The sequence below is a fragment of the Flavobacterium sp. genome (genome assembly GCF_040383245.1).
Taxonomy (GTDB): Bacteria; Bacteroidota; Bacteroidia; order Flavobacteriales; family Flavobacteriaceae; genus Flavobacterium.
Genome location: NZ_JBEIDX010000012.1, coordinates 59,562 through 74,837 on the forward strand (window position 1 = coordinate 59,562; position 15,276 = coordinate 74,837).

Here is a 15,276-nt window from a genome sequence, read left to right on the forward strand (position 1 = left end):
GTAAAATTATTAAAAGTAAATTATAAATTATTAAAAAATAACTTCTTACTTAACAAGTATATATAAAGATAGTATTTTTACCCAAATAAATGCTCGGCTACTTCTTCTATTTTTGAAACTAAAATAATTTTGATGTTTGAATTTTTGATGGCTATTTTATTGTATTTGGATACAAATATGGTAGCAAACCCAAGTTTTTCGGCTTCTTGAATGCGTTGTTCCACTCGGTTTACCGGGCGAATTTCACCCGAAAGTCCGATTTCACCAGCAAAACAAAAATCTTTTCCAACCGCAATATCTTCATTTGAAGATAAGATTGCGGCTACAACAGCTAAGTCAATTGCAGGATCATCAACCGAAATTCCTCCTGTTACATTCAAGAAAACATCTTTAGTTCCCAATCTGAAACCGGCACGTTTTTCTAAAACCGCTAAAAGCATGTTTAGCCTTTTGGCATTATAACCTGTTGTACTTCGTTGTGGAGTGCCGTATACAGCAGTTGAAACTAAGGCTTGAATTTCTATCATTAAAGGGCGCATGCCTTCTAAAGTTGATGCAATAGCTGTTCCCGAAAGTTCTTCTTCTCGATGCGAAAGTAAAATTTCGGAAGGATTAGAAACCTCGCGTAAACCAGAACCCAACATTTCATAAATCCCTAATTCTGCGGTAGATCCAAAACGATTTTTTAAACTTCTCAATATTCGATACACATGATTTCGATCGCCTTCAAATTGCAAAACGGTATCAACCATGTGCTCTAAAATCTTTGGCCCCGCAATAGTTCCGTCTTTTGTAATGTGTCCAATTAAAATAACTGGAACATTGGTTTCTTTGGCAAATTTGATCAACTCGGCTGTACATTCTCTAATTTGAGAAATGCTTCCGGCAGTTGATTCGATGTAGTCGGTATGCAGCGTTTGAATGGAATCAATAATAACAATTTCAGGTTCAATTTCTTGAATTTGCTGAAAGATATTTTGTGTTTTTGTTTCGGTTAGAATATAGCAATTATCACCATTTGGAGTAATTCTTTCGGCACGCATTTTTATTTGCTTCTGACTTTCTTCACCGGAAACATATAAGGTTTTATAAGGTAATTTTAAAGAAATTTGAAGCAACAAAGTACTTTTTCCAATTCCGGGTTCACCTCCTAATAAGGTTAAGGAGCCAGGAACAATTCCGCCACCAAGCACTCGGTTTAATTCTCCGTCAAGTGTATTCATGCGCACTTCTTGAGAAGAATCTATTTCATTAATTTTTAATGGTTTTGGAGCTTTTCTAACTTCTGAAGCAGGCTTCCAGCCGCTTTTCTCTTCCTTTTGAATTACTTCTTCAACAATAGTATTCCATTCTTTACAGGCATTGCATTGCCCTTGCCATTTAGCATATTGGGTGCCGCAATTTTGACAGAAAAAAGAAGTTTTCAGTTTAGCCATTATTTTTTTAATTGTGCTTTAAGTTCCGTAGCTTTATCTAGCATCATGTCTTTGGTTAAACTTCCAACTGGTTGTAACTGAAAAGCGTTAAGGTAATAACGAGCAGCATTTTTTAAATCTCCTGTATTCTCATAAAATAAGGCCATTTGGTAATCACCAAGCATGGATTTTGGATACATTTTACGAGAAAGCTGAGCTAATTGTTCCAGTTCTGGATAGGCTTTATTCTTTAATATTGCTGCTTCAATAGCTTTGAAGTCGTTGATTCGGATGTTTAATTTAATACTTAATGTTTTTTCCAATATATCATATTTATTTTTTAAATAGGTTACATAACCCGATTCTAATTTTACAATTTTTTCTTGAAATTCTGTTGTAGAAATAGGTTGGTAGGAAGCAAAGAAATGATATAATGCACTAGGTATAGAATACAAAACAAGCGAATAATGCGATGCTTCTTTGAAGTCATCATATTTATAATTCAAACTCGGATTTACAACTGCTTTAATATTGGTATCCAAAGTGGTAATTTTCTCTTTCATTTTTTTGATGTCACCATCTGATGACGATTGATAGTAAAAAATATTTTGTTTGAACCCTGCTAATCGCTCTGCGATTCTAGTTTCCATTTCAAGACCAAGTTCTGGACTCAATGAAATGTAAGCATTAAATAATGGGGCATCTTTATATAAATATAAATTAATAAAGCTTGCCGTAACATCATGACCTGCTATAATTTTAAATGGTGAGATTCTGTATTTTTTTTGAAGATATGGAATTAATTCCCCACCAATGAATTCAAAAAAATCTACACCTGATCCTTCTGGCAAGCCAGTAGCTTCGTCTAAAGTACAATCGGCTTCGCGCTCTTTATCTTGAGATAAACCAACAATGATTAACTCAGGCAAATCATCCCAATAGTAGCCATATTTTATAGCCCCTTCAAATGGATCAAATAAGTAATCACCATCCAGTAAAAACAATAACGGATAAGTCCTTTTTGGATCTATTTTATATGATGGAGGTAAGGATACGGTAAGTTCTCTGTATAAATTTTGGGATTTAACAAAAACACTATCACTTACTTTTTGCGAGTATCCAAAAGACCCAAAAACAAGCATCAATATAAGGAAGACTTTTTTCATGTAAATATTAAATTAGTAATTCAAAAAACAGACCGGTTTTAAAAACAAGCAAGATAAGAATTATTTTCTATTTACAATAGGGAGCATAATAAAGGAAAGTACTCCTAAAAATATGATCATAAGCATTTGAGAAGTCCAAATAATCCAACCAAAAGCAGTTCCAGCTGGTTCTGCAATGGCATAAAATAATAAAATTTTGGAGGTAAGAAATGGGTAGGCTCCAAAGCCACTATTTGTAAACGCAATAGCAATACTACCTACAACGAATGAGGTCATTATTGCTCCAATAGTTAGCGTTGAAGTTTCGGGAATTACCATTGTGGCAATTACGTAGGTTAGTACATAAGACATCCAAATTAATATTGTTTGAAAAAAATAGGCCCCCTTTTTTTTCATATGGACTACGCTAAGCAGCCCTTCTTTTAATCCCGATATTTTTTCTTTTAAAACTAAAATCATTTTAATTTTAGAATATTTATAAACTAAAATTAATGTAATTAAAGATGCCATTCCCGCAATAAATAAAACGGTTAAAAGCTGCACTGGAATTTTATCTAAAATAAAAGCTTTCACAATATTATATTGTAAAAGAACTGCTAAAAGCATGAAAAATAATAAGAAAAAGATATCAATAATGCGTTCGGCAACAATGGTTCCGAAGCCTTTATCAAAAGGGATGTTGTTGTATTTTTTTACTATAACTGCTCTAGAAATTTCACCCGATTTTGGCACTGTTAAATTCAATAGGTAACCAATGTTTACAGCCATAAAATTATTAGCAAAAGTTGACTTATAACCAAGATGGTCTAACATGTATTTCCATCGATAGGCTCTAAGTGTATTTCCCATAAAACCAACCATAACAGAAAGAATGACAAAGTAATAATTGGCGTTTTTAAAATAGCCAACAATTTCTTCAATTTGAGCATCGGTAAATTTATTATATTGGTAAATAATGATTAGGATCCCTAATAAGATAGGAATCACAATTGACAACCATTTACTTAGGTGTGTTTTCAAAATTATCTCAAGGAATTATCGTTTTCATTAGGAAAAACGAGCCAAGGTTTGAAAGTTTTTGCTTCTTCAAAATCTAAAGTAGCATAAGAAATAATAATGATAATATCGCCGGCATGCACTTTTCTAGCCGCAGGACCATTGAGGGTAATTTCACCTGAATTTGGTGCTCCTTTTATGGCATAGGTTTCAAAACGTTCGCCGTTATTAATATTAACAATAGAAACTTTTTCACCTTCAATTAGGTTAGAAGCATCCATTAATACTTCATCGATAGTAATACTACCAATATAGTTTAAATCTGCGCCTGTTACTTTAACGCGATGAATCTTTGATTTTACAACTTGAATTTGCATGGGGCAAAGTTAAATTATTTTAGTGAAATAGTATCAATCAATCTTATTTTGTTGACAAAAACAGCAATAAATGCACGATAATTTTTGTTAAGTTCTTTTGAATCGCAAGAAATTAAAGTTTCTTCTTCGGCAATTTCAAAATATTCTAATTCTATTTCGGGATGTTTATTAAATTCTTCGGTCACAAAATCTTTTACTGAAGCGCATGTTTCAGTTAAAAAAAGCGTTTTTGCTTGAGTTAATATTTTATAAATTACAGCAACTTTTTCTCTTTCAATTGCAGTAAGTCGCTCATTTCTTGAGCTCATTGCCAAGCCATTAGCTTCTCTGTAAATCGGACATTCAATTACATTGACTGGAATATTTTCTTTTTCTACCAGTTTTTTTATGATTTGTAATTGCTGAAAATCTTTTTCTCCAAAATAGGCATTTGTTGGTTTCACGATTTCAAATAACCGTTTCACAACAGTACCCACACCATCAAAATGACCAGCTCTATATTTACCTTCCATTTGATGTTCTAAACCATCAAAGTCAAATCTACGTGAAGCGGTATTTCCTTCATAAATATCATCAACAGTTGGTGCATAAATCAAAATAGCATCAGAAATGGATTTGATTTTTTGGATATCACTTTCCAAAGTTCTTGGGTATTTTTCAAGATCTTCGGGATTGTTAAACTGTGTTGGATTTACAAAAATACTAATTACAGTATGGTTGTTATTTTGAATAGATTTTTCTAATAAAGACAAATGGCCCAGGTGTAATGCGCCCATCGTAGGTACAAATCCTATACTAGAATTAGACACAGAAATGCTCTGTAAGTGTTTAGTCAATTGTACTTTGTTATTAAAAAGGAGCATGTCTTATAGATTAAAAAAGGGTACAAACTTACTAATTTAGTGATTATCTGCATAAATTTTTGTATTTTTGCCTGTTTTTTATTGCCAATAAGTAAATAAAAGTTTTTATGAAGGACAAGAGAATATTATATGTTTCATCTGAGGTAGTGCCTTATTTGGCTGAGAATGAAGTCTCTCTAATGTCTTATGACGTGCCAAAAATGATAAATGATCAAGAGGGGCAAATTAGAATTTTTATGCCAAGGTATGGAAATATAAATGAAAGAAGACACCAATTGCATGAGGTTATTCGTTTGTCGGGAATGAATTTAGTGGTGAATGATGTGGATATGCCTTTAATTATTAAAGTGGCTTCTATTCCAAAGGAAAGAATTCAGGTTTATTTTATTGATAACGATGAATATTTTAAAAGGAAAGCAACTTTTTCAGATGAAGATGGAGTAATGTATCCAGATAATGATGAGCGTGCCATTTTCTTTGCAAAAGGAGTTGTAGAAACTGTAAAAAAATTAAATTGGGTTCCCGATATAATTCATGTTCACGGCTGGATGGCATCAATGCTACCTGTATATATGAAACATTTTTATAAAGACGAAGCGTTATTTTCAGAAACTAAAATTGTTACTTCAGTATATGGGCAATCTTTTGATGGAAACTTAGACGCAGAAATGATTAATAAAATCAAATTTGATCAAATTCCATCTGAGGCTATTTCTGATTTGGAATTACCAAATTATGAAAACCTTATTAAAACTTCTATAGCTCATTCGGATGCGGTGATTATTGCTTCAGAAAATCTTTCTTCAAGTTTAACAAAATTTATAGAGTCTTCGAAAAAACCTTTTTTACCTTTCGCTCCGAAAGATAAATTTGCAGAAGCATATACTACTTTTTATAAAAAGATGTTATAATATTATTACAACAAAAACATGAAATTTAATTTCTTATTTAAATCATTATTTTCTATATTTTTAATTGTTTTGTTGATTTCTTGTGACAAAGATATCAATGAAATTGGTTCCGGAATTCTTGGAGACGAACACTATGGTATGGATGTAGCGTATTCAAATGTAACAGCTTACAATCAAATTCTTGGACCAGTTCAAACAAATAATTTAAATATTAACCAATTTGGTTTTTATAATAGTCCAATATTTGGAAAAACAACGGCAAGCTTTGTAAGTCAAGTAACTATGGCAGTTGAAAATCCAACTTTTTATACTCCAGTAATTGACTCTGTATATTTATATGTACCGTATTTTAGTAAATTTGTAAGCACAGATGATTCAGGTAATAGCACATACACTTTAGATTCCCTTAAAGGTTCTGGTAAAATAAAGTTAAGTGTTTATGAGTCAACAAAATTTTTAGAAAGTTTAGATCCAACTACAGGATTTCAACAACTTCAAAAATATTACTCTAATCAACAAGCTGATTTTGATGCTAATAATGGTGGAGTTTTATTAAATAATGATAATAAAAGTGTGTATGATCATACGGTTATTGACAATAGTCAAAACGAAAAATTTGTATTTAGTGAAAAACAAATAAAATTTTATAAGAAAAATTCAGACGGCACACCAGGATATACAAATGTGGCAGAAAGAAAAGCGCCGGGGATGTTATTAAATTTAGACAAAGCGTTTTTTACATCTAAAATTTTACAAGCTCCTGCTGGCAAATTATACAATAACAATACCTTTAAAACTTATTTTAAAGGATTGTATTTTAAAGTAGAGAATGCCGCAGAATCACCTAACCAAGGAACTCTTGCAATGATGAATTTTACCGCTGGTGTAATTACCATTGTATATCGTGATAAAGTTTCCTCTACAGATACAGCAGCACCGGTTAGAAAAATAATGAATTTAAATCTAGCAGGAAATTGCGTGAATTTATTAAATAATGAAAATTCTTTTCCAGGTTTTGTAACTCCTAATCCTACTAATGGAGACAGAAACCTCTTCCTTAAAGGCGGTGATGGTTCAATGGCAATTATTGATTTATTTGATAAAACCGATAATATTAGTTACGATAAAACAGATGGGCATTTAATTAATTCACCAAATGGTGTTTCTGATGAATTAGATAATCTAAGAAATCCAGCTGGCGGTAAACAAAAATGGCTAATTAATGATGCAAATTTAACTTTCTTCATTAATAAAAATGCTATGACAAATGCTATCGAACCAAATAGAATTTTTCTATATGATTTAACTAATAAAAGACCAATAATTGACTTTTTTACTGATTTTACAACTTCTTTCATTAGTTCAAAATACAGTAAACTAATTTATGGTGGTATATTGTCAACTGAAACAGGTAAAATTGTAAATGCAAAATCGAATGAAAGAGGAACTTTTTACAAAGTAAATATTACAAATCATATTAGGAATTTAATTAAATACGGTGGAGTAGGTGTTACCAAAGATTCTACCAATGTGCGTTTAGGATTAGTAGTAACGGAAAATATTAATGTTGCCAGCAACTTTTATTTAAAAAATCCTTTTTCAAGTGGAACTGGAAGTAATTTATTTCAAAGTAAATACATTCCAGCTATGTCGATTGCAAATCCTTTAGGAACCGTTTTATATGGTAGTAATATTCCTGCAGGAGACTCTGACTATGATAAAAGAATAAAATTACAAATCTATTATACAAAACCAGAATAATAAATAAATTTTTATGTGTGGAATTGTTGGATATATTGGACATCGTGAAGCATACCCTATTGTAATTAAAGGGTTAAAACGCCTTGAATATAGAGGTTATGACAGTGCTGGTTTAATGCTTTATGACGGAGAAAATTTAAAGATCTCCAAAACTAAAGGAAAGGTATCAGATCTTGAAGATAAATCAAATTTAGATATTACTACAAACGGCACCATTGGAATTGGCCATACAAGATGGGCAACTCATGGTGTTCCTAATGATGTTAATTCACATCCACATGTCTCTAATTCGGGGGATATTTGTATTGTTCATAATGGAATTATTGAAAATTATGAGCCACTAAAAAAAGAACTAATAAAGAGAGGTTATGTTTTTTCTTCGGATACAGATACCGAAGTATTAGTAAATCTTATAGAAGAGGTTCAGAAAAAAGAAAATATTAAACTGGGTAAAGCAGTTCAAATTGCTTTAAACCAAGTTGTGGGAGCTTATGCTATTTGCGTATTCGACAAGAAAAAACCAGATGAAATTGTAGTTGCACGCCTAGGAAGTCCTTTGGCAATTGGTGTTGGAGAAAATGAATTTTTCATTGCTTCTGATGCAACTCCATTTATAGAATATACCACAAATGCAATTTATTTGGAAGATGAAGAAATGGCTATCGTTAGAAAATCTAAGCCATTAAAAATTAGAAGAATCAAAGATGATGCTTTAGTAGATCCTTATATACAAGAGTTGCAAATGAATTTGGAACAAATTGAAAAAGGAGGTTACGATCATTTTATGCTAAAGGAAATTTATGAGCAACCCAATGTAATTAAGGATACATATAGAGGTAGACTTCATGCTAATTCTGGGATAATTCAAATGTCGGGTGTTGAAGATAATTTGGATAAATTTATAAACGCAGACAGAATAATAATAATTGCATGTGGCACTTCATGGCATGCCGGATTGGTTGCAGAATATGTAATTGAAGAGTTTACAAGAATACCTGTTGAGGTTGAATACGCATCTGAATTTAGATATAGAAACCCAATTATTACTTCCAAAGATATAGTAATTGCTATATCCCAATCAGGAGAAACAGCTGATACGTTAGCAGCAATAAAATTAGCTAAAGAAAAAGGTGCTTTTGTATTTGGAGTTTGTAATGTAGTAGGTTCCTCAATTTCGCGTGAAACTCATGCGGGGGCATATACACATGCAGGGCCTGAAATTGGAGTGGCTTCAACAAAAGCTTTTACTACACAAATTACAGTGCTTACCATGATGGCATTGCGATTAGCTAAAGCTAAAGGAACTTTATCAACATCGGATTATTTTAGATACCTACAAGAACTTGAATTAATTCCAGAAAAAGTTACTGAAACATTAGAAACTAATGATATTGCCAAACAAATAGCTGCAATTTATAAAGATGCTACCAACTGTTTGTATTTAGGTAGAGGATATAATTTTCCAGTAGCTTTGGAAGGAGCATTAAAATTAAAAGAAATATCCTATATTCATGCAGAAGGGTATCCAGCTGCCGAAATGAAACACGGACCTATAGCGCTTATTGACGAAAAAATGCCAGTAATTGTTATTGCACCTAAGCAAGGACATTATGACAAAGTTGTAAGTAATATTCAGGAAATTAAATCGCGAAGCGGAAAAATAATTGCTGTAGTTACTAAAGGGGATAGCCAAGTAAAAGAATTGGCAGACCATGTCATTGAAATTCCAGAAACTTCAGATGCTTTATCTCCATTATTAACCACAATTCCATTGCAATTATTGTCCTATCACATTGCTGTAATGCGAGGTTGTAATGTAGACCAGCCAAGAAATTTAGCTAAATCGGTTACAGTAGAATAAAAAGATACTTTATTTATAAAAAAGCGAAACAGAAATGTTTCGCTTTTTTTGTTTTTATTGATAATTTTAGGCTTGCAAATTGATAATTTTAAAAATTATTATATCATTTTTTATTAATTTAAAAAAAATTTGTACTTTAGCTACTTAAACCAACTAAAATTAAACCTAATGAAGATTTATTATTTTATTTTGACATTGTTTTTTTGCAGCATATCTTTTGCTCAAAGTACAATTTCAGGTTCAGTAAAAGACGCTAAAAACGAACCGATTCCGGGTGTAAACGTAAAAGTTTCAGGCGAATCACTTGGCGCAATAACTGATGCAACAGGAAAATTTGTATTAAAAACTCCTGCAAAACTTCCATTTACAATTGAAATATCAAGTATTGGATATGCAGCGCAAAAAATACAAATAACTTCTCTTTCTAAAAAAGTAGAAGTAGTATTATTAATGGAAGACACTAAACTGGATGATATTGTAGTTTCTGCTTCTAGAACACCAGAGCGAATTAGAGAGTCTCCGGTTACTATTGAAAGAATGACGATTAGAGACATTAAGAAATCAGCTTCTCCAACATTTTATGATGGATTAGAAAATCTTAAAGAAGTCCAAATGAATACTAGTAGTATGTCATTTAAATCTATTAATACTCGTGGGTTTGCTACAGTAGCAAATACGCGTTTTATGCAATTAGTAGACGGTATGGATAATTCTTCCCCATTATTGAACTTTGTGATCGGAAATATGATTGGTATTTCTGAAATAGATGTTCAAAGTGTAGAGTTACTTCCAGGAGCATCTTCTGCTCTTTATGGTGCAAATGCATTTAATGGTATTTTATTTATGAACAGTAAAAGCCCGTTTACAAGCCAAGGAGTAACTGCTTATGTTAAATACGGTCAAACCTCTCAACAAGCTGCTGGGACAAACGACTATACTGATTATGGAGTTCGAATTGCGCATGCTTTTGATAAGCACTTTGCTGCAAAAGCAAACTTTTCTTTTTTAAATGCTACTGATTGGTTTGCTACAGACTATAATGAATATCAAAACGGTGCTATAACAGGCAATACAAGATCTTTTCATAACTATAACGGTCTTAATGTTTATGGTGATGAAGCTTCTACTAACATTAGAAATGTTGGACAGACTTTGGCTAATTTAGGAATACTTCCTGCTTCAGCTGTAAACTTATTACCAAATTATAATGTGAGTAGAACAGGATACAATGAGATCGACTTAACAGACAATAAAGTTAGAAATGCTAAAGTTGATTTCTCTTTACACGCAAGACCATTTGGAAATGAAAAATTAGAAATTATATGGCAAAGTAAATTTGGTTTCGGTAATACCGTATACCAGGGAGCTAACAGATATTACTTGAATGACTTCTTTATGCAACAACATAAATTAGAATTTAAAGGAAAAAATTTCTTCTTAAGAGGGTACACTACTACTGAAGATGGAGGTAATTCCTACGATATGTTGTTTACGGCATTAAATGTAAACAGAGCATGGAAAAGTGATTCCACATGGTTTGGTCAATATGCAGGACAATTTGTTCAATCTACTTTAGGTGGAGCAACGCCAGCACAAGCTCACGCGGCTGCAAGAGCAACTGCAGATACAGGCAGATTAATTCCAGGTACTGATGCATTTAAATCGGCTTTTAATAAAGTAATTTCAAATCCAGATGTACTTTCAGGATCTAAATTAGTTGATAATTCAAGAATTTATCATTCAGATGCTAATTACAATTTCAAAGATGATTTTAAGCCAGTTGAAATTCAAGTTGGGGGGTCTTTCAGACAATACCAATTGAATTCTTTCGGAAGAATTTATACGGATGCTAATGGTCCTATTTATTATAATGAATATGGTATATATACTCAAGCTCAAAAGAAATTAATGGACGATCGTTTGAAACTTACAGGGTCTATTCGATATGACAAGTCTCAAAACTTTGATGGTAATTACTCTCCAAGAGTCTCTGCAGTTTACTCTGCAGGTTCACAAAAAAACCACACTTTTAGAGGTTCTTTCCAAACTGGTTTCCGTAACCCAACTACACAAGATCAATACATTGGATTTAATGTAGGAAGTGCGGTATTAGTAGGTTCTGCTCCTGATAACTTAATTAGATATACTGAAACATTACCTGTTGCTACCCCAGTTGGACAAGCGTTTGCAGGAGGAACTACCGTTGTAATGACTGGAGTAAATGCTTATAACAACTCATATACTGCTGCATCAGTTCAAGCATTTGCTGCTTTAGCTGGATCTAATCCGGTTGCTGCTGCTGCTTTATTAAAAAAATCTAATGCAGGGTTAGTAAAACCAGAAACGGTAAAAGCAATAGAATTAGGATATAGAGGTCAAATTAAAGGATTCTCATTTGATGTAAATGGTTATTATAATGTATATAATGATTTCTTAGGAAACCTTACAGTTGTTGCACCATTATACGGAAAAGCAGTAGATAATCCAAATATTGCTGGTGGACCAACAGATTTAGGCGCACAATCAGTACATGCATTAACAAATGGAAACACTAGAGCTTATCAATTATATACTAATACCAACATTGAAATCAACTCTTTAGGAGTTGGATTTGGAGTTTCTAAAAAAGTATATAAAGATTTTGAATTAAGTGCTAATTATAACTATGCTCAATTCGATTTTGATCAATCTAAAGACCCAAGCTTTGAAGCCGGATTTAATACTCCAAAACATAGAGCTAAAGCGTCAATTAGTAATGATAAATTGTTCAAAAACTTTGGCTTCAATATTAGCGGAAGATGGAATAGCGAGTATTTATGGCAATCTACTTTTGCTGATGGTATGATCGATGCTGCTACTGTAATTGATGCTCAAGTAAGCTACGCGCTTCCAAAATTAAAATCAGTTCTTAAATTAGGAGCTGCAAATCTTGGCGGAAATGAATACCGACAAGTTCTTGGAGCTGGATTAATTGGGCAACAATACTTTGCATCTCTAACTATCAATCCTTAATTTCAATAATAACTAATATTAAACTATTATGATAAAAAATATAAAATGGCTATTCTTGGTTTCGTTAACCTTTGTAGCTTGTAATAATGATGATGATGTTACAACAAAGCCAAATTCATCAGACGGATTACCATTAACTGCCGGGAGTGCAGATTTTTCCAAATATGTAGCTCTTGGTGATTCTTTTGCCGCAGGATTTAGTGATAACGCACTTTTTATCGAAGGGCAAAAAACTTCTTATCCAAATATTATGGCACAACAATTTGCAACTGTTGGCGGGGGCGCATTTACAAACCCATTCATGGCGGATAATGTTGGTGGATTTGCAGGAAGTACAACCTTTGGTCCTAGATTATATTTTACAGGTAATACGAACTCGCCTTTAGCTTTAGTTACAGGCCCTTCTACAACTTCAATAACCGCAAAACTTTCAGGATTATTTAATAATATGGGTATTCCTGGTGCTAAAGTTGGCGATTTAGATATGCCAGGATATGGAAGTCCATTAGGAAATCCATATTTCACTAGATTTGCTTCAACCCCTATGGCAACAATTGTTGACGATGCAGTTGCGCAGAATCCAACATTTTTCTCATTATATATTGGTGGAAATGATGTTTTAGGATATGCAACAGCTGGAGGAACTGGATCAGGCCCAACAGCACCTGCTACATTTGACAATAAATATGCAGGATTGATAAATAAATTAACAGCGGGAGGAAGAAAAGGTGTAGTAGGGAATTTACCTTATGTAAATACACTGCCATTTTTCACAACTGTACCTTTTAATGCAATCCCATTAAATGCCGCTCAAGTATCTGCTTTAAATAGCGGGTATTCAGCATACAATAATGCTTTGACAGCCGCAGTTGGATTAGGATTAATGACACCAGCAGAAAAAACGGCAAGAACCATTACATTTGTTGTAGGGCAAAATGCGCCAGTTATAGTTGATGAGTATTTAACTACAGATTTAACAATAATAAATCCTGCTTTAATAAAAATGCGTCAAGCTACTTCAGCAGATTATTTATTATTAAGTGCTGGCGGTGCTTCAACTCAGGCACATCTTCAAGCTGGTGGTGGTACATCAACTCCATTAGTTGATAAATGGGTTTTAAGCGCAGCTGAGGCTAACGAAATTAAAGTAGCAACCGATCTTTATAATGCTACAATTGAGGCCACAGCTACAGCTAAAGGGTTAGCATTTGCTGATTTAAAATCTGTAATGAATGAATTAATTTCCCCTACAGGTATATCGGCAAATGGGTTTACTTTAAAATCACAATTTATTTTTGGTGGAGCATTTTCTTTAGACGGTGTCCATCCTTCACCTCGAGGATATGCATTAATTGCAAATAGCTTTACAGCAGCGATTAATTTAAAATATGGTTCTAATATGGCTCCTGTTAGTTTCGGAGATTATAGAATATTGTTCCCAGCTGTATTATAATTTTCAAAACGCATAAATTTTAAAACCACCAACCCAGTTGGTGGTTTTTTTGTTGGCACAATATTGATTTCGTTGTTATAAGTTGGATGCTATAAAAAAAGTCAAAAAAAAGTCAAAAAAAATCACTTTTCGCTATTGATTTTCTATTTATAAAAATTATCTTTGCACTCTGAAAAAAGACATTATTTTTTCAATTCTAAATCGCTATTAAATAAATACATAAGCAATGTCAAAAGCAATAGGGAAAGTTTCTCAAATCATCGGACCAGTAGTTGATGTAGTATTCAACACTAAAGACACAGAATTACCAAAAATTTACGATTCATTAGAAATCACTAAAAAAGATGGTACTATACTAGTATTAGAAGTGCAATCTCACATTGGTGAAGATACCGTTCGTACAATCTCTATGGACTCTACAGACGGATTAAGTAGAGGTACAGATGTTGTTTCAACTGGTAGCTCAATTCAAATGCCAATCGGTCCAGATGTTTATGGACGTTTATTCAATGTAATTGGTGATGCTATTGACGGTTTAGGAAATTTACCAAAATCAGGAGATAACGGATTATCTATCCACCGTTCTGCTCCAAAATTTGAAGATTTATCAACCTCTTCAGAAGTATTATTCACCGGAATTAAAGTAATCGATTTGATTGAGCCTTATGCAAAAGGAGGAAAAATTGGTTTGTTTGGTGGTGCTGGAGTTGGTAAAACAGTATTGATTCAAGAGTTAATTAACAATATCGCAAAAGGTCACGGTGGACTTTCAGTATTCGCAGGAGTAGGTGAAAGAACTCGAGAAGGAAATGACTTACTTCGTGAGATGTTAGAGTCAGGAATTATTAAATATGGAGAAGATTTCATGCACTCTATGGAAAATGGAGGATGGGATTTATCTAAAGTTGACAAACCAGGAATGAGAGAGTCTAAAGCTACTTTCGTTTTCGGTCAAATGAATGAGCCACCAGGAGCAAGAGCACGTGTTGCTTTATCAGGTCTTTCTATCGCTGAATATTTCCGTGATGGAGCTGGATCAGATCAAGGTAAAGATGTACTTTTCTTCGTTGATAATATCTTCCGTTTTACACAAGCAGGTTCTGAGGTATCGGCACTTTTAGGTCGTATGCCATCTGCGGTAGGATACCAACCAACATTAGCAACCGAAATGGGAGCAATGCAAGAGCGAATTACTTCAACTAAAAAAGGTTCTATTACATCTGTACAAGCGGTATATGTACCTGCGGATGACTTAACTGACCCTGCACCAGCAACTACATTTGCTCACTTAGATGCAACAACTGTATTGTCTCGTAAAATTGCTGAGTTAGGGATTTATCCAGCGGTAGATCCACTAGATTCTACTTCAAGAATTTTAACTCCAGAAATCTTAGGGGCTGATCATTATGATTGTGCTCACAGAGTAAAAGAGATCCTTCAAAAATAAAAACAACTTCAATA

At 33.1% G+C, this 15,276-nt stretch carries 10 protein-coding genes and 1 pseudogene; 6 read left to right on the plus strand and 5 right to left on the minus strand.

All coding sequences use genetic code 11. The features are described 5' to 3' along the window. Positions 1-77 precede the first annotated feature (77 nt). Genes radA through panC form a run of 5 tightly spaced genes read right to left on the minus strand, consistent with a single transcriptional unit; the run spans position 78 to position 4,817 of the window. Positions 78-1,436 (minus strand): DNA repair protein RadA, encoded by a 1,359-nt coding sequence (gene radA / locus ABWO08_RS06760; protein ID WP_353084549.1) that lies wholly within the window; start codon positions 1,434-1,436, stop codon positions 78-80. Further along, positions 1,436-2,581, minus strand: a complete 1,146-nt coding sequence (locus tag ABWO08_RS06765) for an alpha/beta hydrolase (RefSeq protein WP_353084551.1) — start codon at positions 2,579-2,581, stop codon at positions 1,436-1,438. The genes radA and ABWO08_RS06765 overlap by 1 nt, the downstream gene beginning before the upstream one ends. 60 nt (positions 2,582-2,641) lie before the next feature. After that, positions 2,642-3,601 carry a lysylphosphatidylglycerol synthase transmembrane domain-containing protein gene (locus ABWO08_RS06770; RefSeq protein WP_353084553.1) on the minus strand — a complete coding sequence of 320 codons (960 nt, stop codon included), beginning with the start codon at positions 3,599-3,601 and terminating at the stop codon, positions 2,642-2,644. Between the two features lie 2 nt (positions 3,602-3,603). Then, complete coding sequence (panD, locus tag ABWO08_RS06775) at positions 3,604-3,954, minus strand: aspartate 1-decarboxylase (RefSeq protein WP_353084555.1); 351 nt, start codon at positions 3,952-3,954, stop codon at positions 3,604-3,606. A gap of 14 nt (positions 3,955-3,968) precedes the next feature. Beyond that, positions 3,969-4,817, minus strand: a complete 849-nt coding sequence (gene panC, locus ABWO08_RS06780; protein WP_353084557.1) for a pantoate--beta-alanine ligase — start codon at positions 4,815-4,817, stop codon at positions 3,969-3,971. A 107-nt stretch (positions 4,818-4,924) separates the two neighbouring features. Between panC and ABWO08_RS06785 the strand changes: the two genes are divergently transcribed. From ABWO08_RS06785 to atpD, 6 genes and pseudogenes are all read left to right on the plus strand, one after another. Next, positions 4,925-5,728 (plus strand): glycogen/starch synthase, encoded by an 804-nt coding sequence (locus ABWO08_RS06785; RefSeq protein WP_353084559.1) that lies wholly within the window; start codon positions 4,925-4,927, stop codon positions 5,726-5,728. Positions 5,729-5,746: 18 nt separating this feature from the next. Further along, positions 5,747-7,489, plus strand: a complete 1,743-nt coding sequence (bamH, locus tag ABWO08_RS06790) for a BamH family beta-barrel-assembly machinery protein (protein WP_353084561.1) — start codon at positions 5,747-5,749, stop codon at positions 7,487-7,489. A 13-nt stretch (positions 7,490-7,502) separates the two neighbouring features. Continuing rightward, complete coding sequence (gene glmS, locus ABWO08_RS06795) at positions 7,503-9,350, plus strand: glutamine--fructose-6-phosphate transaminase (isomerizing) (RefSeq protein ID WP_353084563.1); 1,848 nt, start codon at positions 7,503-7,505, stop codon at positions 9,348-9,350. A 168-nt stretch (positions 9,351-9,518) separates the two neighbouring features. Continuing rightward, positions 9,519-12,362: a TonB-dependent receptor domain-containing protein gene (locus ABWO08_RS06800; protein WP_353084564.1), complete on the plus strand. Its 2,844-nt coding sequence runs from the start codon at positions 9,519-9,521 to the stop codon at positions 12,360-12,362. A 28-nt stretch (positions 12,363-12,390) separates the two neighbouring features. After that, the gene (locus ABWO08_RS06805; protein ID WP_353084565.1) at positions 12,391-13,815 is read left to right on the plus strand and encodes a G-D-S-L family lipolytic protein; all 1,425 of its coding nucleotides are present in this window, start codon (positions 12,391-12,393) and stop codon (positions 13,813-13,815) included. A 226-nt stretch (positions 13,816-14,041) separates the two neighbouring features. Beyond that, positions 14,042-15,259, plus strand: a pseudogene (atpD, locus tag ABWO08_RS06810) (F0F1 ATP synthase subunit beta); the annotation flags it as partial. Positions 15,260-15,276 lie beyond the last annotated feature (17 nt).

What these genes read in the sequence shown, in the direction of transcription:
- radA (WP_353084549.1), bottom strand. Translation starts at nt 1,436, where the DNA reads ATGGCTAAACTGAAAACTTCTTTTTTCTGTCAAAATTGCGGCACCCAA.
- ABWO08_RS06765 (WP_353084551.1), bottom strand. Translation starts at nt 2,581, where the DNA reads ATGAAAAAAGTCTTCCTTATATTGATGCTTGTTTTTGGGTCTTTTGGA.
- panD (WP_353084555.1), bottom strand. Translation starts at nt 3,954, where the DNA reads ATGCAAATTCAAGTTGTAAAATCAAAGATTCATCGCGTTAAAGTAACA.
- panC (WP_353084557.1), bottom strand. Translation starts at nt 4,817, where the DNA reads ATGCTCCTTTTTAATAACAAAGTACAATTGACTAAACACTTACAGAGC.
- ABWO08_RS06785 (WP_353084559.1), top strand. Translation starts at nt 4,925, where the DNA reads ATGAAGGACAAGAGAATATTATATGTTTCATCTGAGGTAGTGCCTTAT.
- bamH (WP_353084561.1), top strand. Translation starts at nt 5,747, where the DNA reads ATGAAATTTAATTTCTTATTTAAATCATTATTTTCTATATTTTTAATT.
- glmS (WP_353084563.1), top strand. Translation starts at nt 7,503, where the DNA reads ATGTGTGGAATTGTTGGATATATTGGACATCGTGAAGCATACCCTATT.
- ABWO08_RS06800 (WP_353084564.1), top strand. Translation starts at nt 9,519, where the DNA reads ATGAAGATTTATTATTTTATTTTGACATTGTTTTTTTGCAGCATATCT.
- ABWO08_RS06805 (WP_353084565.1), top strand. Translation starts at nt 12,391, where the DNA reads ATGATAAAAAATATAAAATGGCTATTCTTGGTTTCGTTAACCTTTGTA.